The following is a 24,458-nucleotide window of genomic DNA, read 5'->3' as shown; positions in this document are numbered from 1 at the left end:
GACGTTCTACGTGAGATCACGTCACTCCGCAATCTCCTGCCACAGACGTCGATGACCGGAACCGTGCACTCGATAGCCAAAAAATAGGCGGCTGGATGCCGAAGGACGTAAGAAATGAAGGGCGTAAGAAATTCTGGGCCAGCCGCTGGCGTTCGGTGGTCCGTTATCGTCAAACTTTAGTGATTTTAGTTGCGCTGACGTCTCGCAACAGTCGTCGTAAGTGGCAGATAAGCATCGTGGGATCTCAGGGAGTCAGGCTGTTCCGGCGCATAGCGATGAACGGCATATCGCGCGATACGACTCCATCGCAGCACGAGTTGCCATGCCTCGAGCGAGGTGAGCCGCTCTTTGACCGCCGAATACTTCCGATAGGCCCAGGCGAATGCAGGAATCGAAAGCAGCTTGTCGCGGCTTACGCTGAAAAGCCTTTCAACGAGTATGAGCTTGAGAATTTCACCGATAGCCAGAACGGCAAACCCGGGCACGAAATGGCCCGTCCCAACCAAATAAGCCGCCACCGGTTTAACCGGTTCGAGAATGATCAGCGGCAGGGCAAACAGCGCAAGCGTGGGATAAGGACCCAGCGATAAAACCCACCGATGAATGCGTTCGAAGACCCAATGCGCGGCGATCCATCGGGACAATGGGATGGCGACGGTCGCAAAGATTGCGTCCATCAGAAAATAAAGGATGGCGATCGTAAAGACGATCAGATTCCAGACACGTTTCACGTCAGCACCGTGCGCTTTCCCGTAAAACTCCACAGAGTTAGAAGGCGCGAGCCGGTGCTTAGGTTCACGTGCTGAAGGCTAAATTTCTTGCTTTAATGCGGAACAATTTTCGAAGGAGGGTAAGCGGCTGCTGGAACGGCCATTTCAGCGCGATCGAGCAGCGCCACCTGAATGAGTTCGCGTCAACCCAAAGCGCGCCAGAAACAACCTGGCGCTGCTTAGTGTGGAGCTTGCGCCAGAAGATCTTCGATCCTGATCGGAAAACGCCGGACCCGGATTCCCGTGGCGTGCCAGACCGCGTTTGCGACGGCGCCAGCCGAGCCCGTGATTCCAATTTCACCGACGCCCTTGATGCCCAGCGCGTTCACATGAAGGTCGTGCTCTTCGATCATCAGCGCTTCCAGCGACGGCACGTCGGCATTCACCGGAAAATGATACTCGGCGAGGTTGGCGTTCAGCGTCCGTCCGGAGCGATGGTCCATGACAGCCTGCTCATGCAGCGCAAATGACATGCCCCAGATCATGCCGCCAAAGATCTGACTGCGCACAAGACGGGGGTTGATGACCCGCCCCGCAGCGAAAGCCCCGACCAGGCGGGTGACGCGGATCTGACCGAGATCCGGGTCGACCTTGACCTCCGCGAACACCGCGCCGTGGGCATGCATGGCGTAGGTCGATTGCGCCGCAGGATCCGCGGCGCCTTTGCCGCGGGCCTCGATCTGCGCCAAGCCGGCACGGCCGAGGATATCGGCATAGCTCTCGCTCCGCATTTCGTCGTCACGACGAAACAGGCGGCCGCTGTGCGCGATGACCCCGGCGTTACCAGCACCGAACAACGGCGAACGCTCATCGCCTGTCGCGAGATCCGCGAGTTTGGCGATGACCGCGGCGCCGGCATTGTGAATCGCCATGCCGGCCGTGGCGGTGTGGGCTGAACCGCCGGCGATGCCCGCATCCGGCAGGTCGGACGTACCGGCCCTGAACTCTGTCTGTTCGAGGTCGAGCCCCAGGCCATCCGCCGCAATTTGCGCGAACGCGGTCCAGGCGCCCTGACCCATGTCGTGCGCGCCGGTCTCCATCAGGCCGGACCCGTCGCTTCGCACCACCGCACGCGCCTCAGCCTGGAACATCAGCGCTGGAAACGTTGCCGTGCCCATGCCCCAACCGACCAGAAGACCTGCGTCGTCACGCACCTGTCGTGGCGCCAGTGGCCGTCGCGACCAGCCGAAGCGATCGGCGCCTTGCGCGTAGCATTCGCGCAGGGCTTTCGAGGAAAACGACTTGCCGGAAATCGGCTCGACTTCGGCATAATTCCTGATGCGGAAGGCGAGCGGGTCCATCCCGCAGGCCGATGCCGCTTCGTCGATCGCACTCTCCAGCGCGATCGATCCGGTTGCCTCACCGGGAGCCCGCATGAACAGAGGCGTGCCAGTGTCAGTCCGGACCGCCTCGTGCGACGTGGCGATGGCAGGGCTCGCATAAAGCGTATGCGAGGCGTCGGCGGCCGGCTCGAAGAAATCGTCAAAGGAGCTCGACGCAGTTTTTGCGTGATGATCGATCGCGGTCAGCGAACCGTCAACGTCGGCGCCAATGCGAATCCTCTGGCGGGTGGACGCGCGGTGGCCGACGGGGCCGTACATTTGTTCACGGCGCAGCACGAGTTTGACCGGTTGGCCGACCAGTCGCGCCGCCATGATGCCAAGGATCTGCGGTCCCGAGATCAGGCCCTTCGAACCGAAGCCGCCTCCCAGGAACGGGCTGCGGATATGGATTTTCTCCGGCGAGATGCCGAACAACCCGGCGATCCGGCCCTGCGCCATCGCGAGACCCTGGCTTGGCGTATCGATGGACAGCGCATCGCCGTCCCATGCCGCGACGATCGCGTGAGGCTCTATCGCGTTGTGGTATTGGATGGATGTCTCGTAGGTCGCATCGATGCGCTTCGACGCCGCAGCAAGACCTGCTTCCACATCACCACGCCGCACTTCGGATGGATTACCGACACCGACCGCGGCTGGCACGAAACTTTCGCTCGCGTCGAGACCCACGCGGGCAGGCTGCGTTTCGTAATGTGGCGACAACAGCGCCGCGCCTTCCGTCGCAGCCTCCAGCGTCCGGGCGATCACCACCGCGATCGGCTGGTTCGCATAACGCACCAGGTCGTTCTGCAGGAGATCGAGCCGGAACATGAAGGGATTTGTCTTGGCGTCCGGATCCTCCGCGAGCGGCGGCTTGTTCGTGGAGGTCATGACGTCGACCACGCCGGGATGGCTCCTGGCCGTCTGCACGTCAAGGAAGGTCACGCGGCCGCGCGCGATGCTGCTGACCGCGAGAACGGCGTAGAGCATTCCGGGCGGATGGTTATCTGCCGCGTAGCGGGCTTCTCCCTTGACCTTCAGGACGCCGTCGCGGCGCGTCAGCGGCTGCCCGATGCTCGAGCCGTGCCGGAGATGGGAAGGTGATTGAGTGAGGCTGATCTCAGGCGTCATGCAACACTCCGCGTGCAGATGAGAGAGGGGAGGCGGGAAGAGCTGGAATGCGCTTGGGCGTGCCAACTGCCGCGAGCGTCAGGGCGCGCACGAGAATCCGCCGCGCCAGCTCGATCTTGAACTGATTTTGTCCAGAGGGTTTCGCGTCGGCGAGCGCCGCTTCCGCCGCAGCACGAAAGATGGCGTTTCCGGGATTGCTGCCTGCCAGGATCTTCTCCGCCGAGCGGGCCCGCCATGGTTTGGCGGCAACGCCGCCGAGGGCGAGCCGCGCGTCCCAGATGGCGCCGCCTTCGATCCGCAGCGCCGCGGCGGCGGACACCACGGCGAAGGCGTAGGAGGTGCGTTCGCGGAGTTTCAGATAGCGTGCATGCGCCGAGAACGAGCGGGCTTCACAGGGCAGCCGCAGGGCGACGATCAGATCGCCGGGCTCTAGTGCGTTTTCTTGCTCGGGCGTATCGCCCGGCAGACGGTGAAGGGCTTCGAGGGCGACCTCGCGCCGGCCGGTTCTGCCCTCGATCTCGACAACAGCGTCGAGAGCGACGAGCGGTACGCAGAAATCCGATGGGTGGGTGGCGATGCAGGCCTCGCTCCAGCCGAGCACGGCGTGCAATCGGTTCTCGCCTTCGCGGGCGTCGCAGCCCGCGCCCGGCTGGCGTTTGTTGCAGGCGCTGGCGACATCATAGAAATAACTGCAGCGCGTGCGCTGTAGCAGATTGCCGCCGACGGTCGCGGCATTGCGAAGCTGGGCGGATGCGCCCGACAAAAACGCCTCGGCAATCGCCGGATAGGACCGGGCGAAATCCGGATCGTGCGCGAGATCGGCATTGCGAACGAGCGCGCCGATGCGGACGCCGCCATCGGGCAGATGTTCGGTGCGATCGAGCCCGGGCAAATGCGTGACATCGACCAAGCGACTCGGACCGGTGATGCCGCCCTTCATCAGGTCGAGCAGATTGGTGCCTGCCGCCAGATAGACAGCGCCCGGCTCAGCGGCGGCCGCGATGGCCTCGGAAATGGTTGCCGGCCTGACATAGTCGAAGTTCTTCATGCGGAGCGCCTTTGGTCGGCTTCAACGAGATTTTTCTGGACGTCCAGCAACGCGTCGGTGATCCCGGAATAGGCTCCGCATCGGCAGAGGTTTCCACTCATGGCTTCGCGAATGCGTTCGGGGTCATCGCCGGCCTGTCCCTCCTGGATCAGGCCAATCGCGCTCATGATCTGGCCGGGCGTGCAGAAGCCGCACTGGAAGCCGTCATGAGCGATGAAAGCCGCCTGGACCGGATGCAGTTCGTCTCCGCCCGTGATGCCCTCGATCGTGAGAACTTCGGCGCCGTCATGGCTGACGGCCAACGCCAGGCACGAATTGATCCGCCGGCCGTCGACCAGGACCGTGCAGGCGCCGCATTGGCCGCGGTCGCAGCCTTTCTTGGTACCTGTCAGGTGAAGACGCTCACGAAGCAGATCGAGCAGCGTGACACGGGGGTCTTCCAGCTCGATGTTCCGCCGCACGCCGTTGACAGTAAGGCTGATGGAGAGATTCATTCAGGGCTCCGATCAATTCCAAAGTCAGACTTGAGGCCGCCTCTGGCGTTGACCGGCGGGCGTATCCAAGTCGGGTACTGATCGGCATATACGGAGGCTTCCTCCGTTTAGCAAGACGGGGGCCGTCGGAGCATCATCCGAAAAAACGGCAATTGGTTTCCCGGAAAGATCGTGGTCAAACAAAGAGATGAGATCATGGTCCGATTCCATCTAACCAGATCGTGATCGAGATTATTTCGATGGCAGATCCGTCCGCAGAAATTACTCGAAGGCCCCGCGCCGATGCGGTCCGCAATCGCGAGCGCGTGCTGGAGGCCGCGAAAGCCGTGTTCAGCGCCGGCGGTCCGGACGCAAGCCTGGAGGCCGTGGCAAGACGAGCCGGTGTCGGCATCGGGACGCTCTACCGTCACTTTCCAACGCGCGAGGCCTTGTTCGAGGCGGTCTATCGGCGCGAGGTGCAGCAGCTCAGCGAATTGGCAGACCAGTTGAAGAGCGAGGCGACGCCGGTCGAAGCGTTGCGTCGCTGGCTGCGGTCCAATGTCGAGTTCGTTGCGACCAAGAAGGGCATGCTGGCCGCACTGGCGCTCACGGTGAACAGCTCGTCGGATCTCTACGCCCACACGTTCGAGCGCCTCACCAAAGCGGTCGGCGCCTTGTTGGAACGTGCGGTTGCGGCCGGAGAGATACGTTCCGACATCAGCCCTGAAGACCTTCTGCGGGCGCTGGTCGGCATGTGCTACATGCACGACCAGCCCGGCTGGCAGAATAGCGTCTTGCGGTTGGTCGATGTCTTTGTCGATGGCCTTCGCGTGCCAACCAACGTCGACAAACCCGCGACATTGGCGGCGCGCCAGGACGATGCATCAGAGCGCATAAAGGAAAAGCCACGGCGGCCCCCATCCCGTAAGAGCCGCAAGTGAATATCGGAGCGTGGCAGCCTGAACGAATTCGCGTCAGTGACGGTGCGATCAAGCTGATGAGATCATAATCCGTACAGGATTTTCAGTTCGCCGCTGGCGCGAAGCGCGATGCTCAGGCCGTCTGCCAACAGCCAAACCTTGTCGAGCTTCGCAGATGTCAGATGCCCTTCCATCCGGTAGCCATTTTTGAGAGGCCGGGTGAGCCGTTCGTTGGCGGCGTTGAGCAGATTTTGGTAGGCGACGCCGTAGCTGACATTTGCCTGTTCTTTTAACTGCTCGAGCAGAGCATTGTTGCCGAGCATCGCGCCGATGTCGCTCGCCGGCGTGCCCTGCACGGCGAGATCGGAGAGTTGAACGGTTTGCTTGTCAGTATCCACATTCAGCGCGCCCGACAGATAAACCCATTCGCCTGCAGTGGGATCGGCTTCAGACGCTTTTGCAACGCGCAAGCCGATGACGAGTTTGCCCGCCGAAGGATAGACCTGAACCTCGCGAATGACGTTCTCGCCCTTTGCAGCGCCGACCACCTGCATGATCTTGTCGCGCAAAGTGTCGTAATTGATGCGTACCGGGAGAATGACATCGAAGGTGCCGGGCGCGGCGACGTCCGTTCCAAGCGGTGGCAGCGTCGTCGGCGTCACCGCGGGCGGGGCCTGACCGACCACCGTCTCGGCCGATCCCGAAAGTTCGAGAGAACCCGAAAGAACCTTGGCGTTTGCGCGGACGCCGGCGAACGCGGCGTTTTGCGGCGTCAACTGCAACCAGATCTGGGGATCGTCGGCGAGCTTGATCGGCTCGAAGGCGTGTTGCCACGCCGTTGCGGCCTTGTCGTGCAAATCAAGGCGCCGGGCTGCCGCGAGGGCCCGCGATCGGACATGAGCCAGTTGGGTTCGGATACGGGGTTCGGCATATTTCGCCAGCGGAATATCGCGGCCGAGCACATGCAGAATCGGCGGTTCACTCCAATGGAAGCCATCGCTGAAATTCAGATCGAGCGACCAGTCCCGGCGCAGTTGCGGGCGGGCTTCGGCTTCGATCGTGGCGCTGGCTTCGGTCTCGCCATGGATGCGCGCGGTGAATCGGTTTGCGCCTTGACCTTCGATCGCGCCGTAAATGGGCACGGAGCCGTAAACGTGATCGCCGCGCCCGTACAGCGAAACCGGTCCGGACCGTTCGACGAAGCCTGACACGTCACAATTGGCATTGACCCTGAAGACGAGCACCCGCCGATGCACGCAGCTGATGCGCTCGTCGATCGTCGCGAGCCGCCGCGGAATGTCTTCCTCAATGGCGGAAGCGAGCGCCGGCAGGCCAAACTCGATCGTCGCCGAAATGCGTGACGTCGTTGTGAAGGGTGTCGCGGTGTCCGGGCTTAACGGCGGTTTGTCCGCCGCCAGCGCGCCTGAGGCGAAACACGCGAAGCCGAGAGCGGCCACGCATCCGCGCGCGAAATGCGCTGGTGAGACGTAAAGTCGTTGACGCGGGGTAGCTGGATGCAGATGTGTCATGTCTTGCCCCTTGCGATCGCTAATTATCCAGTTCTTAAAGGAAGTGTTGTGCGGCTCAAATTGGAACAATTCAAGCCGGCTGTGCCGTTCAATTTCCGGTAGAGGTGCCACGATGACTTTCAGTCCCTGGCAATCGCGCTTTGGCGAAGACTCGATTCAAATCCCCGCCATCGGCCTGGAGCTGCGTGTTCGGCTGCCCAACCGTGTGTCAGGCGGGACACTCGAGATGATCGAGACGATCAACGCGCCGGGCTTTGGGCCGCCGCTACACCGGCATCCCGAGACAGAGGTGTTCAGGGTTCTCAAGGGACGTTATCTGTTCCAGGTCGACGACCGGCATTTCCTAGCTGAAGCAGGTGACGTGATCAGCGTGCCCGGCGGCGCCGCGCACGCCTTCGTCAATGTCACGGACACGCCGGCCGAGCAGCTGATCCTGATCCTGCCGGGCATCGATGCCGCAGCGTTCTTTACCGGATTAGGTGAGATCATGAAGTCGGGTATTCCCACAAGCGACGTACTGAATACGTTCGGCCAACGCTGGAACGTGGAATTCCTAGGCCCACCGCTGCGGAAGGATTTTTGACACATGCCGTTCTGGACTTGCGAGCAGTGTGGCGCGCAGTTTCCCGATAGCCGCGAGCCGCCGTCATCTTGCCCGATTTGCGAAGATGAACGGCAGTTCGTCAACTGGAAGGGACAGTCGTGGGTCGCGCGCGAGGAACTGGCAAAACGCCACACGCTGGTTTGGCACGACGATCTCGGCATCCCCGGTATCGGCGCCAAGCCGAATTTCGCGATCGGGCAACGCGCGCTATTGCTGCGTGAGCCTGACGGCTGCGTGCTCTGGGATTGCGTTCCGCTGGTCACCCGCGAGGCGGTCGACTACGTCCAGTCGCTCGGCGGGCTGAAGGCGATCGCGGTCTCGCATCCGCATTATTATGGCGCGATCGCCGATTGGAGCGAAGCGTTCGGCGGCGTGCCGATCTATCTGCACAACGATGACCGCGCCTGGATCACACGGCCGCATCGTTCCATCGTGTTGTGGTCCGGAGAAAGCTGTCGGCTGTCCCCAGACATCCTCCTCGTACGTGCCGGTGGCCATTTTGCCGGCGGCATGGTGTTGCACTGGCGCGCGGGCGCGGAAGGGCGGGGAGCGCTGCTGACAGGCGACATCGCGACCGTGGCAATGGACCGCCGCTCGCTGAGCTTCATGTACAGCTATCCGAATTACATTCCGCTGAATGCGGCATCGATCCATCGCATTGCCGATGCCATCGAACCGCTGGCGTTCGATCGCATCTATGGCGCGTGGTGGGGCCGCAACATCGCCAGCGATGCGAAAGCGGCATTCAGCGCCTCGGTTCGGCGATATATCACCGCGATTTCGTGAGACGCGCGCGTCCATGATGGTCGACGGCCGCTTCTTTTGATCCGAACACCGGCGCGCGCCGTCTTGCTGCCGACCCGTGACCTGTCCTACGCTCCCGTCCGATACCAGCAAGGCTTGGCGGCATCAGACCAGGCCAGCAAACAAATGACAGGGAGTTAGTTTTCATGACCACACGGCGTGATTTTCTCAAAGCAGGTGGCGCTGCCGCTGCCACCGGCGTTGTCTTCTGCAGTTGTGGCCTTTTGCAAAGCGCGCACGCGCAGCAGCCGACGCGCCAGAAGTTGCCCGTCATGGTCGACGGAAAGCGGGTCAAGACCATCGACGTGCATTCCCATTGCCAGTTCCATGAAACCAGTGCGCTGCTCGGCGACACCCCGCCAATCAGCGTCAGAGGCGTGGATGAGACGTATGTCGAGATCGACAAACGGCTCGCCGCCATGGACGCACAGGCCGTCGACATCGAGGTACTGTCGATCAATCCCAACTGGTATGACCGCGACCGCGATCTCGCCGGCAAGGTCGTCAAAATCCAGAACGAGAAACTGGCCGAGCTTTGTGCCTCGAAGCCTGACCGGTTTGCAGGCTTTGCCTCGCTCACGTTGCAGGCGCCGGATCTCGCCGTGCAGGAACTCGAAACAGCGGTGAAGAAGCAGGGACTGAAGGGCGCTGCGATCGGCGGCACAGTGAACGGTGTTGCGTTCTCCGATCCCAAATTTCATCCGGTCTGGGCCAAGGCCGAAGAACTCGGCGTGCCCTTGTTCATTCATCCGCAGGGCGTGCCCGAGCTCAACAAGCAATTGGCCGGCAATGGCTGGCTCACCAACGCGATCGCCTATCCGGTCGAGACCACGATCGCGCTGTCGCATATGATCTTCGAGGGTACGTTCGATCGTTTTCCCAAACTGAAAGTGATCGCTGCCCATGGCGGCGGCTTCCTGCCTTCTTACGCCGACCGTTCCGATCATGCTTGTTTGGTCAACCCCAAAGGCTGCAATCCGGAGATCAAGCTCCAGAAGCAACCGACGGAATATCTCAGGCAGATCTATTTCGACTCCCTGGTCTTCACGCCCGAGGCCCTCCGCCATCTGGTGGCGCAGGTCGGCGCCGGCCAGGTCGTGCTGGGCAGCGATTATCCCTTCCCCTGGGAACTTCATCCGGTGGACCCCATTCTTGCCACCGCATCGCTCAGCGACAGCGAAAAGGCCGACATCCTCGGCTATACCGCGGCAAAGCTGATGAACATCGAAGTCTAGCGCTGCTAGATCGCCAGGTTGTGGCTGAGCCGCGCGATCTGGAAGCCCCTTTCATTTACTCTCGGAGGCCGCCTTAACAGGCGGCCTCTTCATTTGACGGCTGCAATACGGGGCTGCTGCCGCTCGATGTACGCCGCTTCCTCGAATCCGCGACGCCCCGCTTGTGCAAGGCGTTCCTCGTCGATCAGAACAAGCTTCAAAAGGGAATAACCAGGCGGCGCAACCAGAGCTCGACAAAAGGCCGGGCCAACCGGAAGAGGCGGCGGCAATACCAATGTCGATGCCACGAGACGATAGGCATCGGCCAAAACTCGTGCTACTGGGCGATCCGAAAAGCGACGTGCATAAAAACCAAAAAGATATCAGGGAGAAACATCATCATGATCGAACGACGCAAGCTTCTGAAGATCGGCGCGTCTGGCATTGCGGCGTCGGTGGCGATGCCCTTCATCGGGCGGACCGGCTGGGCCGCGACGCCCACCCATACGCTGAAGCTGACCTTCGCCGACACGCAGAGCCATCCGCTCTATGATGTGCTCAAGCGCTTTTCCGACGATGTTTCGAAGCGTACCTCCGGCGCCATCGAAATTCAGGTGTTCAGCATCGGCCAGCTCGGCAGCGGCACCAACATCCTGACCGGCCTTCAGACCGGAATCATCGATTTCTGCGCGCACACATCGGGATTCATCGACACGATATTTCCGAAATTCCAGGTCGTCGATCTGCCGTTCCTGTTTTCGGACGCCGCGTCAGCCGAGAAATTGCTCGATGGACCGACCGGCGGCAAGCTGCTCGATATGCTGCCGTCGAAGGGCATCTATGGTCTCGGCTACGGCCATTGGGGATGGCGTGTGGTGTCGACCATCGACAAAAAGATCCCCGAGCCCGGTGACATGAAGGGACTGAAAATCCGGGTGCAGCCGGGCGCCATTTTCGCTTCGACCTTCCGCACCCTGGGCGCGAGCCCGGTCGCGATCGACCTGACCGAAGTCTATCTCGCGCTGTCACAGCGCGTTATCGATGCGGTCGAGACGCCGATGATTTCGCTCGCCGCGACCAAGCACGACGAGATCGTCAACACCATCAACATGACCAATCAGGTCTACAATGTCGGTGTCATGATGGCGAGCAAGTCCAAGTTCGACGCGCTGCCCAAGGACGCGCAGGAGGCGATTCGCGCCGCAAGCGTCAACCTTACCAAGGACTGGCGGATGACGATTGCCACCAAGAGCGACGAGATCGCCCAGCGCTACAAGACCAAGGGCATGACCATCGTCGAGGTCAACCGCGAGCATTATCTCAAGGCTACGGAGAGCGTTTACCCGCAATTCAAGGACATTATCGGGGCCGATCTGTACGATAGCGTCCTGCGGGAAGCCGGGCATGCCTGAGCCGCTGGCGCTGCTTTCCGACGGCGAGCTCGCACACCTGCCCGGGTCTATTGATCCGGAGGAATCCGCGGTCAAGCGCGGCCCGGTCGCGGATCGGATCCGCGCCGCGCTGAACGGGTTGGATTATGCTTTTCGCGCGATCCTGGTGATCGCGCTCGTGCTCCAGCTCGCAATCGTTCTGACCGGAATCGTTTCGCGCTTCTGGTTCGACGAGTCGCTGTTGTGGGCCGACGAAGCCGCAAAGCTGTTTCTGTCGCTGACCGCGTTCGTCGGCGGCGCGCTGGCGTTTCGCGCCCGCCATCATACCACCGTGGAATTCTTGACCGGAAAGTTCTCGCCACAATGGCGATCGTCGTTTGCGATCGGGATTGATCTGCTGGTTCTGGTTGCCGCTGTCGTGGTGGGATATGTCTCGCTTGACCTGCTGTCGATTTCGGCAACGTCGAATACGCCGATCCTGCAGATCAACGCGGCGTGGCTGGTATTGCCGCTGACGGTGGGACTCGCGCTCACCGCATTGTTCGCCGTCGAGCGTCTGCTTTATGTCTATGCGCTGCGTGCCGTGGTTCCGGTGGCCTGCGCCGTCGCGCTCTTGGTCGGGCTGGTTTATGCGATCAGCGTCGTGCCTTCGCTGCATCTCGATAACGGCGCGGCGCTCGGCGTCATGCTGATCGCATTTTTGCTGGCGGTCCTGCTCGGACTGCCCGTCAGCTTTGCCATGCTGCTGGGTTCGCTCACGTTCCTCCTGATCAGCGGCGTCGCCCCGCTGATCGCGGTCGCGCAGAACACGTTTGACGGCACCAGCAATTACATCCTGCTCACGCTGCCGTTCTTTATCTGGGCCGGCCTGATCATGGAGAAGGGCGGGATCAGCCTCCGTCTCGTGCGCTTCGCCATGACGCTGGTCGGCCACATGCGCGGCGGGCTGCTGCAGGTCGTGGTGCTGACGATCTACATGGTGTCAGGAATTTCCGGCTCGAAGATCGCCGATGTCGTCGCGGTCGGATCGGTGCTGCGCCGCGAGTTGAAGCGGCAGGGCTACAGGCCCGAGCAGGGCGCCGCCGTGCTGGCGTCATCGGCCGCGATGTCGGAGACGATTCCGCCGAGCCTTGCCATGCTGGTGTTGGGATCGGTGGCGCCGATTTCGATCGGGACATTGTTTATCGCGGGCCTGATGCCGGCCGCTGTGATCGCGCTATTGCTGATGGTGCTCAACTATGTGTTGTCGCGGCGCGACAACATGGCTTCCGCGCCGCGGGCGACCTCGGCCGAATTGCTGCGGGCGACCGGCGGCGCCGTGCTGCCGCTGGTGATGCCGGTCATCATGGTGATCGGCATCCGTTTTGGCGTTGCGACGCCGACCGAAGTTTCCAGCGTTGCGGTGCTGTATGGATTGATTTTGGCTTTCGTCATCTATCGCGCTGTCGATCTCAAAGCGCTGTACCAAATCGCGGTGGAATCCTGCCTGCTGGCGGGAATGGTGCTTTTCATCATCGCTGCCGCTTTCTCCTTTGCCTGGACGCTGACCGCTGCCAACCTGCCGTCCAATCTCGCGATGATCCTGCATTCGCTCGGTGATAACCGCACCGTGTTCATTCTCGGCTCGATCGTGCTGCTGATCGTGGTGGGATCGCTGCTGGAGGGACTTCCGGCGCTGATCATCCTTGGGCCGCTGCTGATGCCGATCGCCGGCCAGTATGGCATCGACATCATCCACTACAGCATGATCATGATCCTCGCGATGGGGGTGGGAATCTTCATCCCGCCGATCGGCATCGGCTTCTACGTCTCCTGCACCGTGTCGGAGAGCCGTCTTGAAGCCACCAGCCGGGCGATGCTGCCCTATCTGGCGGTCTTGATCATCGGGGTGTTGGTCGTGGCTTTTGTCCCCTGGTTCACGCTCGCGGTGCCGCGTCTGATCCGGGGCCATTGAGCGCAACCGGTTGCTTCGAGGGCCTGCGACGATCAGATCTTCACGGCTGCTTTACCGGTCCGAATTTGCGGCCCATCGCGTTGGCGCCGTCGCTGACATCGAGCAGCGTTCGGCGGCCGTCCTCCATGAAGGTGGCTGAGCGCTTCTTGAAGCTCTCGGCCAGCTCATGGATCGAGCGCAGCTTTTGATACAGTTCGCCGTCCTTGCCCCTGGAAAGTTCAGGAATGACGTTGTCGATCTTCGTCATCGCACTGTCGAAGCTCGCAAACGCCGTATCCGCCTTGCGCATGACGCTGTCGATCTCGTCGCCTTTATCGGCCAACGTCGCCGTATAGGTTTCGAAATTGCGCATCGTATCCTTGATGGCGTCGCGGTTGTCGACCAGGACGTGATCGACGTTGTGCAGCGTGTCGCGGATCGATTGCGCCTCCGACAGGTCGGCCGAGAGTGTCGGAATGCCGTCCTCATCGAGCGGCACCGGCGGCGCCGCCGGCGCGCCACCCGTCAATGATATCGCCATCACGCCGGTCAACCCCTGGGCTTCGAGGCCCACCACCGTATCCCTGCGGATCGGGGCACTGTTATCGATCATGGTAAGGGCAACGATCTTGCGGGGCCCGTCGAGCTTGACGGACATCACTTCGCCGACCTGGACGCCGTCGAAGTTCACGCTGCCGCCTTTGACCACGCCGGCCGCGGAGCCTTCAAAGACCACGCGGAGCGGGCCGCGCTGCTGGATCGCATGGATTTTCCGCAAACCGAGAAAGCCGACGAACGCCGCGGCGATCACAATGAGCGTCGTCGCCCCGATCACGAAGTTGCTTGCCCGTGCCTTCATGTGTGAATCGAGCCGTGATGCGCCGGGATGATAGGGCTGCCGCAAATGACCATCCGGCAATTGTAACGGCAAAGCACGCTGGACGAAAGACCGGCGCCGTGAACGAGGGCTTAAGCGATCGTCCATTCCTCGGCGCTGGCGCCGGCGAGCGAGCGGACCCGCGCCTCGTCGGCCGCGAGTTCGCGGGCCGTGCCAGAATAGACCACGATGCCGTCATCCAGCACATAGGCGTTGTCGGCGATTTCCAGGCTCATCCGCGCATTCTGTTCGACCAGCAGAACCGAGATGCCCTCGGTCTTCATCTGCTGGACGATGCGGAACACCTCGCGCACGATCAGCGGTGCCAACCCTTGTGACGGCTCGTCAAGAATCAGGAGTCTCGGGTTGAGCAGCAACGCGCGCGCGATCGACAGCATTTCCTGCTCGCCACCGGAAAGCTGCCGGCCGCGGTTCAGCCTGCGCTCCTCCAGGCGCGGAAACAGCTGGTAGATCCGCGCGATGGTCCACGGACCTGGGCGCTCAAGCGGAACCTTGAGATTTTCCTCGACGCTGAGGTTGGCGAAGATGCGTCGGCCTTCGGGCACAAAGCCCACGCCCTCAGCGGCAATGCGGAAGGTCGGCCAATGCGTGGTGTCCTTGCCGAATATCGTGATCTTGCCTTCGCGCGCCGGCGTAAGGCCCATCAGGCTTCGCAGCGTCGTTGTCTTCCCGGCGCCGTTGCGCCCGAGCAGCGCGGTGATCTTGCCCTCTTCGACCTCGAGACTGACGCCATGCAGGATATGGCTCTTGCCGTAATAGGTATGGAGGTCTTCGGCTGTCAGTGCTGATGTCATGCGGCGGTGCCCAGATAGGCGGCCTGAACGGTCTCGTTGGCGGCGATTTCCTTCGGCGTGCCCTGCGCCAGCATCCTGCCTTGATCGAGCACGCAGATGCGGTCGGCGAGATGAAATACCACGCGCATGTCGTGTTCGATCAGCACGATGGAGTAATTGTTGTCGCGGTGCAGGCGGCGGATCAATTGGGTGATCTGATAGGTTTCCTGATCGCCCATGCCGGCGGTCGGCTCGTCAAGCAGCAGCAGATGCGGCTGCAACGCCAGCGCCATCGCGATTTCGGCGGCGCGCTGGTCGCCATGTGCAAGTTCGCCGACCAGCCTGTCCGTCTTGCCCTCCAGCGACACCAGCTTGAGCGTTTCTTCGACGCGCCGGTGAATTTTTGCTGCTTCCGCACGGTTGATCCAGGGCCGCAGGCGATATCCGCCGGCCACTTCGGCGGCGATGCGGACGTTTTCGAACACGGTCAACTCGGGAAAAATCTCGGTGATCTGGAACGTCCTGGCCATGCCGCGGGTGACGCGCTCATGGGTCGACAATTTCGTGATGTCCTGGCCGTCGAACCGGATGGCGCCCGAGGTCGGCGGGAAAAATCCGCTGATCAGGTTGAAGAAGGTGGTCTTGCCGGCGCCGTTCGGCCCGATGATCGCGCACAATTCGCCCTTCGCCACGTTCAGCGATACATCGCGCACGGCCACCAGATTTCCGAACCGCTTGGTGACATTCTGGATCTCGAGAACGTTCATGCCTTGCTCCTCTGCAGGAAGCCGAGCAGTCCGCGCGGGAAGAACAGCACCACGAGAACAAAGAGGAGTCCGACGAACGACATCCAGTTGACCGTGATGCTCGACAGATAATCCTGCAGGATCACGAAAACGGCGGCGCCGAGCAGCGGGCCCCAGAAGTTTCGCATGCCGCCCATCACGGCCATCATCACGAAGTCGCCGGACTGGCTGTAATGCAGCCCTCTCGGATCGGCGAAATTATTGACGAGGGCATAGAGCGCGCCGGCAAAACCCATGAAGAAGCAGGACAGCGTGAACGCGATCCAGATGTGACGTTCCACGGGAATGCCAAGGAAACGGGAGCGGCGTTCGTTCTCGCGGATCGCGATCATGGTGCGGCCGAATGGCGAGCGCAAAATAAATCCCATGGCGCCGACCGCCAGCGCGAAGCAAAACAGCACGAAGAAATAGAAATTATTGGGACTGGAGAGGATATCGATCTTGAACAGGCCGAGGTCGATCGGCTGACGCGAGAAGCCGCGCAGCCCGTCGTCACCGCCGGTCAGCGAACTCCATTGAAACGCGATGTAGTAGAACACCTGGCCGAACGCGATCGTCACCATGGCAAAATAGACGCCGCGCCGTCGCACGATCAGCGTGCCCAGGATCGCGCCGCAAAGGCCGCCGAGAAGTATTCCGCAGATCAGCGCGAGCGGCGTGCTTAACGCCAGGTATTTCAGGGTCAGTCCTGCGCCATAGGCGCCGAGGCCGAAATAGGCGGCATGACCGAACGACAGCACGCCGGTAAAGCCCAGCAGGAAGTTCAGCGACATCGCAGCCAGCCCGAGCACGAGGACACGGGTCGCCAGTGCGGTATAGCCGCCGAGCGGCACCATCCAATAGGGTGCGAGCAGCAAGATGATCCAGATCGCCGCAAGGACGATCAGCTTGCGGGTTTGTTCGGCGCTCAACTCAGCATTCCTTCTTCGCCGAATAGTCCACGGGGGCGGATCAGGAGGACGACCGCCATCATGACGTAGATCACGGCTTCACTGGCGGCTGGGAAAAATACCGCTGTCAGTCCCGACGCCACCCCGATCAGCAAGCCGCCCATCAGCGTTCCCGGCAGGCTGCCGATGCCGCCGACGATGATGGCGATGAAGCTCGGCATCAGAAGGCCGGTGCCCATGGTCGGCTCGAGGCCGAGTTGCCCGGCCGCCAGAACGCCGCTGAGGCCCGCGAGGAAAATGCCGACCGCAAAATTAAGCGAGCGCAGCATCTGTACATTGATGCCGAGCGCCGCGACGGTTTCGAGATCGAGCGTGCCGGCACGGATGCGAATGCCGAGCCGCGTATAACGCAGCAGCAGGAATAGCCCGGTCACCGCGATCACCACCACCGCCACCATGAAAAGGCGGTACCAGGTGATGAAGAACAGATCATTGCTCAGCGGCTGCGCCAGAAACGCCGGAATGGTCATCGGCTTGCCCTGCGCGCCGAAGATGAAGCGGGTGCCGTCCTCGATGATGAACGCCAGGCCGAAGGTGAGCAGCAGGCTGTAGAGCGGATCGCGTCCGTAGAGCGGCCGGATCAGCACGCGTTCAACCGCAAGCCCTATAATGGCTGTCAGTGGCGGCGCAAGCAGTAACGCGCCCCAAAAGCCGACATATGGCGTGATCGCATAGGCGATGTAGCCGCCGATCACCAGAAATCCGCCATGCGCGAAATTGATGACGTTGCTCAAGTTGAGAATCAGGGAAAGGCCGAGCGCCATCAGCACGTAGAAGGCACCGACAATGAGCCCGTTGGTGATGTTGAACAGGAGAAGCAGCGTCATAATTCACCGGAGAGACAGCAAAGAGAGCGATAAGGGCGCCCGGTGCAAGCCAGCACCAGGCGCCGTGTCGTCTTCAGGTCAGGCCGGCCACTGGATCTTGCAGCCGGTTTCCTCCGCCGGTCCGGCGGCTTTTTCGCCGGGCACGGGATTTTTCACGGTGAACATCTTGTCGGGATCGCCCTGCGGCGGGTGCGCCTCGCCGACAAACACGGTGCTCATCAATTCGTGGTCGCCGGCGCGGAATTCCGGCGCGCCCGGTTGCAACGCGACTTCCGGGGGCAGTTTGAACCCGGCCAGTGCATGCGCGAGCTTCGGCGCGTCCAGCGTCTTTTCCTGGTTGGCAACCAGCGCCAGCGTTTGCACCGATGCATAACCGAACCAGTTGCGCGCGGTGGCGGCGCCGCCGGTGATGTTCTTCATCGCGGCGTTGAATTCGGCGACATGCGGCACGCCGGGCTGATCCCACCACCATTCCATGGTCCACCAGCCGACGCGCGCGCCATCGGGCACGGCCCGAATGCTCTCAAGCTCGAACAGCGTGCCGCCGACGGCCATCTGCTTGTCGAGGCCGAACTGGACGAATTGCTTGAGGCTCGATACCTGGTCGCCGCCGCCCATGACGTTGATGAGGACTTGCGGACCGTAGGCCTTGGCCTGGATCAGATAGGCCGAATAGTCCGCGGTACCCAGCGGGACCAGCGAGCCTGAGGAAGTGCCGCCCGCGGCCTTCAGCAGTTTTTCAAAGCCGGCCTGCACCGAGTGGCCGTAGGCATAGTCGGGCGTCAGGAAGTACCATTTCTTGCCGAACTTCTCCATCAGCGTGGCGGCGATGGCATTGGCGTCCATGGCGGTGGAGTTGCAGACCCTGAACACGTTCCACGAGCAGTTGGACCCGGTGATCGGATCGGTGTGACCGCCGCCGACGATATGAAGAACCTTCTTCTCGCTGGTGACCTGCGCCATCGCGATCGCAATGCCGGAATTCACGTCGCCGATGATGAAGTTGGCCTGATCGCGCTCGATCAGCTTGCGCGTTTTCTGCACGCCAGTGCCGACGTCGTTCGCCGAGTCTTCAACCAGCAGTTCGACCGGCCGGCCAAGGATGCCGCCCTTCTTGTTGATCTCTTCGGTGGCGAATTTCGCGCCCACCACCTCGTTTTGCGCAATCGCCGCATAAACGCCGGTCAGCGGATCGACAAATCCGATTCGCACCGGCGTCTCGCCGCGGGCCTTGATGATGTAAGGGGATGAAAATTGCACCGCAGCAATCGCGGCGCTCGTTTTAAGAATGGTCCGTCGATCGACCGACCAGGGCCGTTGCGAGGTAGCCATGCTGTCCTCCCAGACAATGGTGATGTGTCTTTAATCGGCGGCATTCTTCGATGCCTTGATTGGCTGGGAGCGTAACCCGTCCGGATTTGTTTTGCCAACACTAAGCCGGCAAAAACCCTGCGACATTCGGCTTAGTCGGTAGTTCAACTTGCCGGCGTCAGTGCCCCGCGGCAGTTTTGGCCGCGGCATTATTAAGCACGATCAGGCCGTCGACCGCGACGCCGGTCCTGGTATTGATCAAAAACGGATTGACGTCGATCGAGGCGATGCGGTTGCCGGCATCCGCCATCAGATTGGACAGGCCGACCAGCGCCTTGACGGCGGAAGCTTCGTGCAAAGCCGGCTTGCCGCGATAGCCTTTCAATTTCACGCCGGCCTTGGTGCGGCTGATCAATTGTTTGGCCTCGGCGGCATCGAGCGGAGCCCCGGCCAGCGCGACATCCTTCATCAGTTCGATGTCGACCCCGCCGGTGCCGAACAGCACCACCGGTCCCATCTCGGCGTCGAGCGACGCGCCGACCACGAGCTCAAGATCGGCCTTGACCTGTTGCGCGATCAGGATGCCCTCGAGCTTCGGCTTGTTCTTGAGTTTCTTCACCCGCGCGGTGATGTCATTGAACGCCTTTTTGACTTCGGCCGCGCTGTTGATGTTCAGCACCACGCCGCCGATGTCGGATTTGTGCAGGATATCCGCACTGACCACCTTGGCGACGACGGGAAAGCCGATCTTCTTGGCGATCTTGACGGCCTCCGCTGAGGTCTGCGCGATCTCTTCTTTCGAGACTGGAATGCCGTAGGCCTTGAGCAGCTTTTTGGAGGCGACCTCGTCGAGTGCGGCACCGTTTGCATCTTTGAGCGTTCGCTCCAATGTCGCGCGCGCGGACGCGCTGGAGCTTGATACTGCGTCCGGCACTTCCTTGCGCAGCGAGGCATAGTCGATCAGCGATTTGATCGCACCCACCGCGCGATCAAGGCCCTGCATAACCGCGATATGCGGCAGCGACTTGCGCAACTCCTTGGTGAATTCGGTGAAGCCGATCGACATCGTGCTGATATAGATGACGGGCTTGTTCGCTTTGGCGGCCTTCTCGTTGACGATCCGCAAATTCCGCTCGCGCAATTCGTGCGGGGCTTTCGGCAGTTCAGCGTCGATGATGACGATGTCGGTGTCGGGGTCGTCGATCATGATCTGGATCGACTGCATATAGACCGAGGGATCAACCACCGCGGCGAATCCTGCATCGAGCGGGTTGCCCACGATGCTGCCCGGGCCGAGCATTTTCGCGAGCTTGTCGGTCGCGCTGGGGCTGAGCGGCGCGAAATTCAATCCGGCCGAGTAGAACGCGTCGATCAAAAGACCGCGTTTGCCGCCCGACAGCGACACGGCGGCCAGCCGATTGTTCTTAGGCGGATCGGCATGGACGAAACATTCGGTGGTTTCGATCAATTCATCGAGGCCGCGGACGCGGATCACGCCTTCGCGGGTCGAGATCGCGTCAAACGTCTCGATCGAGCCGGCGAGCGCGCCGGTGTGCGCCATGGCGGCGGCGCGGCCGCCCTCGGACGCGCCGAGCTTGAGCGCGATCACCGGCTTGCCGGCGGCGCGCGCGGCCTTGCAGGCCTGCCGGAACACCTTGGTGTTGCGCACGCCTTCCAGGTACACCACGATCACGCGGATCGACGGATCGGCCGCGAAATAGGCCATCAAATCGGGGGTTTCGAGGCCGGCCTCGTTTCCGGTCGTGACCATGTAGCCGACGCCGACGCCGCGATCCTCGAGCGCCTGACGGATCGCCATCACGATCGCGCCAGACTGGCCGGCAATCGCGACCGGGCCCTGTTCCATCGTGACGATACGGTCGTCGATATTGGTGAACATCTTTTCGCCGGCGCTCAGATTGCCGAGGCAGTTCGGACCGGTTACCGCGAGCCCGGTCTCCTTGATGGCCTGCTGCAGCTCGACGGCGAGCCGCTGGCTTTCCGCATCCTGCAATTCGCTGAAGCCCGAGGTGACGATGGTCGCCGAGCGGGCGCCGGCTGCCGCGGCGTCCCGGAGCACCTGAACCGCAAAGCGCGCCGGCACCAGCACCAGCACGTGGTCGGGCTTGTCCGGCAGGCTGGCGAAATCCTTGTAGCAGGGCACGCCCCAGATGGTTTCGCGCTTGGAATTGACCGGATACAGCCCGCCTTCGAACTTGTATTTGATCAAATTGTTCCAGATACGCTCGGCGTAATTACCGGGCTTGTCGGTCGCGCCCACCAGCACGATGTTGCGTGGGTGCAGTATGGCATGAATGCTTTTGACGATGTCGCTGGCGTCGGACGAAGGCGACCATTGCCGAGCCGAATGCGATGCGGTGCTGAGGCGAGCTTCCATAGGCGTAACCTTACCCTTCAATTTTTCTTCTTGCATTTTTCTTGTCGCGGAATGAGCGATCGGCAGCCGATCGTGCATTCTCGATGTGTTTTCTTATCTATTATTGATAGTCGGGGAGGGTGGCAACTGACGCAGGATTTTGAAACGGCGTTTGGCTACAAAACTTGCCAGCCGAAATAGCGTCGCTATATCGGTTTTTCCAGATTCATTCGCACCCCCCCGACATCCAGCGAGCCAGATAATGACCGCCGATACCGCCACGTCAGCCCAATCCCAGCCGTTCCAGGCCGAGGTCGCCGAACTCCTGCACCTGATGGTGCATTCGGTCTATTCGGAAACCGACATCTTTCTCCGTGAGCTGATTTCGAACGCGTCGGACGCCTGCGACAAGCTGCGCTACGAAGCGATCGCCGCGCCCGACCTGATGGCCGACGGGACGCCGCCGAAAATCCGCATCGTGCCCGACAAGAAAGCCGGCGCGCTTTCCGTGATCGATAGCGGCATCGGGATGGACCGTCAGGAGCTGATCGACAATCTGGGCACGATCGCGCATTCCGGCACCAAGTCCTTTTTGTCCCGTCTCACAGAGGCCAAGGACGGCGCGGGGCTGATCGGCCAATTCGGGGTCGGCTTCTATGCGGCGTTCATGGTCGCCGATCGCATCGTCGTCACCAGCCGCCGCGCGGGAACCGACCAGGTCTGGGTCTGGTCGTCGTCGGGCGGCAGCGGATTTGAAATCGCGCCGGGAAGCGAGGAGGACGAAAAGCGCATCACGCGGGGCACCGAAATCGTTCTGCATTTGAAGGAAGACGCCAAAAAATATCTGGAGACCTATGAGATCGAGCGCATCGTCAGCGCCTATTCCGACAATATCCAGTTTCCGATTGAACTGGTGCCGGAGGAGGGCGAACCGCGCCAGATCAACTCCGCAAGCGCGCTGTGGCAGCGCTCGAAATCGGAACTGACGCCGGAAGATTACAAGCAGGCCTATCGCGCGATCGCCGGCGCCTTCGATGACCCCGCGATGACGCTGCATTATCGCGCCGAAGGGCGCCAGTCCTATGCGGTGCTGCTGTTCGCGCCGTCGACCAAACCGTTCGATCTGTTCGAACCGTCGCGCAAGGGCAAGGTAAAACTCTACGTTCGCCGCGTGTTCATTGCCGACGATGCGGACCTGCTGCCCGCTTATCTCCGGTTCATCCGCGGCGTGATCGACAGCGAGGATCTGCCGCTCAACATCTCCCGCGAGATGCTGCAGAACAATCCGCAGCTTGCGCAAATCCGCAAGGCGGTGACCGGCCGCGTGATCGGCGAACTCGAAAGCCTGAGCGAGAAGGAGCCTGAAGTTTTTACCAAGATCTGGGATGCGTTCGGCTCGGTTATCAAGGAAGGATTGTGGGAAGACTACGAGCGGCGCGAGAAACTGCTGGCGCTGTCGCGTTTCACCACGACGTCGGGCGAGAAGCGCTCCTTGAAGCAATACGTCGAAGACCTCAAAACCAACCAGACCGAAATCTATTATCTCACCGGCGAGAGCGTCGATCGCTTGAAGTCGAACCCGAAGCTTGAATCGGCCACGGCGCGCGGCATCGAGGTGTTGCTGCTGACCGATCCGGTTGACGCGTTCTGGACCTCGGCGCCGCTTGATTTCGGCGGCAAGCCGCTGAAATCGCTGAGCCAGGGGGATGTCGACTTCGGACTGATTCCGCTGCTGGACGAGAAGTCCCAAGAGGATAAAGACAAGGAGAACCCCGGCGCGGACGAAGCTGCGACCATCGCGGTGATCAAGGACACCCTTGGCGAACGGGTGTCCGACGTGCGGGCCTCGCAGCGCCTGACATCCAGTGCGTCGTGCCTGGTCGCCGGCGGCGACGGGCGCGACCGCGCGCTCGAGCGTTTGCTGGCGCAGCAGAATCGCGGTGTCGGCACCAAGCCGATTCTCGAGATCAACATGCGCCATCCGCTGGTTGCGGCGATTGCCGGTGCGAGCGGCGACGCCAGGGATTTGTCATTCCTGCTGTTGGAGCAGGCGCAAATTCTCGACGGCGAACTGCCGGAGGATCCGGCCGCGTTCGCCAGCCGGCTTAATCAGCTGGTGCTGCGCGGGCTCAAACTCTAGCTGTGCCAGAGCGAACCCGGATACAGGACTGGCCGTATCTGCTAGAGAGCTTTGAGAGCTGGGCAACCCGGTATCATCATGACCATGCCCGATGGCAGCGGCACGTTCTACGGCGGCATTCCGGTGTTTCGCGGCTTTGGCAGGCTGATGGACCCGGCGCTGTATTCGCCATTGCCTGACGATTGGAGCATCGGCGTCGCCGACATCGTGGAATCCACCAAGGCGATTGCGGAGGCGCGCTACAAGGCGGTCAACATGGCCGGCGCCGCGGTGATCGCGGCGGTCACCAATGCGCTCGAGGGACGCGAATTTCCCTTCGTGTTCGGCGGCGACGGCGCGAGCTTTGCGGTGTCGCATGACGATCTCGATCGTGCCCGCGAGGCGCTGGCGCTGACCGCGACCTGGGTCAAGGAAGACCTCAACCTCGTGATGCGGGTGGCGCTGGTGCCGATCGCGGCGGTGCGCGCGCAGGGGCTCGACGTCCGCGTCGCCCGGTTCGGCCCGTCGCCCAATCTGTCCTACGCGATGTTTACAGGCGGTGGTCTCGGCTGGGCGGAAGCTGCCATGAAGCGCGGCGAGTTCGCCATATCGCCCGCGCCGTCCGGCACGCAGCCTGACCTCAGCGGGCTTTCCTGCCGCTTCGAGGAAATCCCCTCAGCGCAAGGTCTTATCCTGTCGGTGCTGGTGGTGCCTGCGCGCGGCGCCGATCCGCTCGCGTTTCGCAGGCTGATCGAAGATGTTATTGCGCTGGTCGAGCGCAGCCCGGATGCCGGGCGTCCGGTGCCGCCAGGCGGGCCGCCGTTGCGCTGGCCGCCGGCCGGCATCGATTTCGAGGCCCGCGCCGCGCGTGGCGGATCGCTGTTGGCGCGGCGCGCCCACGTGCTCGTCCACACACTGTTTGCCTATTTCATCATGCGCTTCGGCATCAGTGTCGGCGGTTTCGTGCCGAAAACCTATGTGCAGCAAGTGGTGGAGAATTCGGACTTCCGCAAATATGACGATGGCTTGCGTATGGTGCTCGACTGCACGCCGGAACTGGAGCGCGCGCTGACGCAACGCCTCTCCGCGGCGGCTTCATCAGGCGTTGCGCGATATGGCCTGCACCCGCAGGACGCCGCGATGATGACCTGCTTTACGCCTTCCGCGCTGCGCAGCGATCACGTTCATTTTATTGACGGCGCGCGCGGCGGCTACGCCTCGGCGGCAACCGCCCTGAAGGCAATGGCTACCTAGTGTCCTG

General features: G+C 61.9%; 21 protein-coding genes. 8 read left to right on the top strand and 13 right to left on the bottom strand.

What is annotated here, in order from left to right; genetic code table 11:
* Nucleotides 1–185 precede the first annotated feature (185 nt).
* From BLV09_RS19000 to BLV09_RS18985, 4 genes are all read right to left on the bottom strand, one after another.
* Nucleotides 186–764: a hypothetical protein gene (locus BLV09_RS19000; protein ID WP_174556556.1), complete on the bottom strand. Its 579-nt coding sequence runs from the start codon at nucleotides 762–764 to the stop codon at nucleotides 186–188.
* Between the two features lie 185 nt (nucleotides 765–949).
* The gene (locus BLV09_RS18995) at nucleotides 950–3,220 is read right to left on the bottom strand and encodes a xanthine dehydrogenase family protein molybdopterin-binding subunit (RefSeq protein WP_146688441.1); all 2,271 of its coding nucleotides are present in this window, start codon (nucleotides 3,218–3,220) and stop codon (nucleotides 950–952) included.
* The gene (locus BLV09_RS18990) at nucleotides 3,210–4,268 is read right to left on the bottom strand and encodes an FAD binding domain-containing protein (protein WP_146688440.1); all 1,059 of its coding nucleotides are present in this window, start codon (nucleotides 4,266–4,268) and stop codon (nucleotides 3,210–3,212) included. The genes BLV09_RS18995 and BLV09_RS18990 overlap by 11 nt, the downstream gene beginning before the upstream one ends.
* Nucleotides 4,265–4,762: a (2Fe-2S)-binding protein gene (locus tag BLV09_RS18985; RefSeq protein ID WP_146688439.1), complete on the bottom strand. Its 498-nt coding sequence runs from the start codon at nucleotides 4,760–4,762 to the stop codon at nucleotides 4,265–4,267. The genes BLV09_RS18990 and BLV09_RS18985 overlap by 4 nt, the downstream gene beginning before the upstream one ends.
* 239 nt (nucleotides 4,763–5,001) lie before the next feature.
* On the opposite strand from BLV09_RS18985, the gene BLV09_RS18980 reads away from it, so the two are divergent.
* A complete protein-coding gene (locus BLV09_RS18980; protein ID WP_146688438.1) occupies nucleotides 5,002–5,682 on the top strand; it encodes a TetR/AcrR family transcriptional regulator in 681 nt (226 codons plus the stop codon).
* 62 nt (nucleotides 5,683–5,744) lie between these two features.
* Here the strand turns inward: BLV09_RS18980 and BLV09_RS18975 are convergent, their stop codons facing one another.
* Entirely contained in the window at nucleotides 5,745–7,190 is a 1,446-nt protein-coding gene (locus BLV09_RS18975; protein ID WP_146688437.1) for a DUF4403 family protein, read from the bottom strand.
* A 112-nt stretch (nucleotides 7,191–7,302) separates the two neighbouring features.
* Here BLV09_RS18975 and BLV09_RS18970 point away from each other — a divergent pair, with 112 nt between their 5' ends.
* The 3 genes from BLV09_RS18970 to BLV09_RS18960 all read left to right on the top strand — a co-directional run bounded on the left by BLV09_RS18970 (nucleotide 7,303) and on the right by BLV09_RS18960 (nucleotide 9,833).
* A complete protein-coding gene (locus BLV09_RS18970; protein WP_146688436.1) occupies nucleotides 7,303–7,773 on the top strand; it encodes a cupin domain-containing protein in 471 nt (156 codons plus the stop codon).
* Nucleotides 7,774–7,776: 3 nt separating this feature from the next.
* Entirely contained in the window at nucleotides 7,777–8,580 is an 804-nt protein-coding gene (locus BLV09_RS18965; RefSeq protein WP_146688435.1) for an MBL fold metallo-hydrolase, read from the top strand.
* A 164-nt stretch (nucleotides 8,581–8,744) separates the two neighbouring features.
* Nucleotides 8,745–9,833, top strand: coding sequence for an amidohydrolase family protein (locus BLV09_RS18960; protein WP_146688434.1), 1,089 nt, complete (start codon nucleotides 8,745–8,747; stop codon nucleotides 9,831–9,833).
* A gap of 89 nt (nucleotides 9,834–9,922) precedes the next feature.
* Here the strand turns inward: BLV09_RS18960 and BLV09_RS37355 are convergent, their stop codons facing one another.
* The gene (locus BLV09_RS37355) at nucleotides 9,923–10,141 is read right to left on the bottom strand and encodes a hypothetical protein (RefSeq protein ID WP_167558793.1); all 219 of its coding nucleotides are present in this window, start codon (nucleotides 10,139–10,141) and stop codon (nucleotides 9,923–9,925) included.
* 72 nt (nucleotides 10,142–10,213) lie between these two features.
* On the opposite strand from BLV09_RS37355, the gene BLV09_RS18955 reads away from it, so the two are divergent.
* Nucleotides 10,214–11,224, top strand: a complete 1,011-nt coding sequence (locus BLV09_RS18955; protein WP_146688433.1) for a TRAP transporter substrate-binding protein — start codon at nucleotides 10,214–10,216, stop codon at nucleotides 11,222–11,224.
* Entirely contained in the window at nucleotides 11,217–13,157 is a 1,941-nt protein-coding gene (locus tag BLV09_RS18950) for a TRAP transporter large permease (protein ID WP_146688432.1), read from the top strand. The genes BLV09_RS18955 and BLV09_RS18950 overlap by 8 nt, the downstream gene beginning before the upstream one ends.
* Nucleotides 13,158–13,197: 40 nt before the next feature.
* On the opposite strand, the gene BLV09_RS18945 is transcribed toward BLV09_RS18950, so the two are convergent.
* From BLV09_RS18945 to BLV09_RS18915, 7 genes are all read right to left on the bottom strand, one after another.
* A complete protein-coding gene (locus BLV09_RS18945) occupies nucleotides 13,198–13,995 on the bottom strand; it encodes an MlaD family protein (protein ID WP_146688431.1) in 798 nt (265 codons plus the stop codon).
* Nucleotides 13,996–14,105: 110 nt separating this feature from the next.
* On the bottom strand, nucleotides 14,106–14,828 hold the full coding sequence (locus BLV09_RS18940) for an ABC transporter ATP-binding protein (protein ID WP_146688430.1): 723 nt from the start codon (nucleotides 14,826–14,828) through the stop codon (nucleotides 14,106–14,108).
* A complete protein-coding gene (locus tag BLV09_RS18935; RefSeq protein WP_146688429.1) occupies nucleotides 14,825–15,574 on the bottom strand; it encodes an ABC transporter ATP-binding protein in 750 nt (249 codons plus the stop codon). The genes BLV09_RS18940 and BLV09_RS18935 overlap by 4 nt, the downstream gene beginning before the upstream one ends.
* The gene (locus tag BLV09_RS18930) at nucleotides 15,571–16,524 is read right to left on the bottom strand and encodes a branched-chain amino acid ABC transporter permease (RefSeq protein WP_244548742.1); all 954 of its coding nucleotides are present in this window, start codon (nucleotides 16,522–16,524) and stop codon (nucleotides 15,571–15,573) included. The genes BLV09_RS18935 and BLV09_RS18930 overlap by 4 nt, the downstream gene beginning before the upstream one ends.
* Nucleotides 16,521–17,390 carry a branched-chain amino acid ABC transporter permease gene (locus tag BLV09_RS18925; protein ID WP_100383945.1) on the bottom strand — a complete coding sequence of 290 codons (870 nt, stop codon included), beginning with the start codon at nucleotides 17,388–17,390 and terminating at the stop codon, nucleotides 16,521–16,523. Before BLV09_RS18925 ends, BLV09_RS18930 begins: the two co-directional genes overlap by 4 nt.
* Before the next feature lie 78 nt (nucleotides 17,391–17,468).
* On the bottom strand, nucleotides 17,469–18,722 hold the full coding sequence (locus BLV09_RS18920; RefSeq protein ID WP_146688428.1) for an ABC transporter substrate-binding protein: 1,254 nt from the start codon (nucleotides 18,720–18,722) through the stop codon (nucleotides 17,469–17,471).
* A gap of 157 nt (nucleotides 18,723–18,879) precedes the next feature.
* Nucleotides 18,880–21,099 carry an acetate--CoA ligase family protein gene (locus BLV09_RS18915; RefSeq protein WP_146688427.1) on the bottom strand — a complete coding sequence of 740 codons (2,220 nt, stop codon included), beginning with the start codon at nucleotides 21,097–21,099 and terminating at the stop codon, nucleotides 18,880–18,882.
* A 241-nt stretch (nucleotides 21,100–21,340) separates the two neighbouring features.
* On the opposite strand from BLV09_RS18915, the gene htpG reads away from it, so the two are divergent.
* Nucleotides 21,341–23,218, top strand: a complete 1,878-nt coding sequence (gene htpG / locus BLV09_RS18910) for a molecular chaperone HtpG (protein ID WP_146688426.1) — start codon at nucleotides 21,341–21,343, stop codon at nucleotides 23,216–23,218.
* Between the two features lie 84 nt (nucleotides 23,219–23,302).
* Complete coding sequence (locus BLV09_RS18905; RefSeq protein WP_100387173.1) at nucleotides 23,303–24,451, top strand: DUF3095 domain-containing protein; 1,149 nt, start codon at nucleotides 23,303–23,305, stop codon at nucleotides 24,449–24,451.
* Nucleotides 24,452–24,458 lie beyond the last annotated feature (7 nt).

This window comes from Bradyrhizobium canariense, assembly GCF_900105125.1.
GTDB classification, from domain to species: domain Bacteria; phylum Pseudomonadota; class Alphaproteobacteria; order Rhizobiales; family Xanthobacteraceae; genus Bradyrhizobium; species Bradyrhizobium canariense_A.
This window is presented reverse-complemented; position numbering and strand designations above follow the sequence as displayed.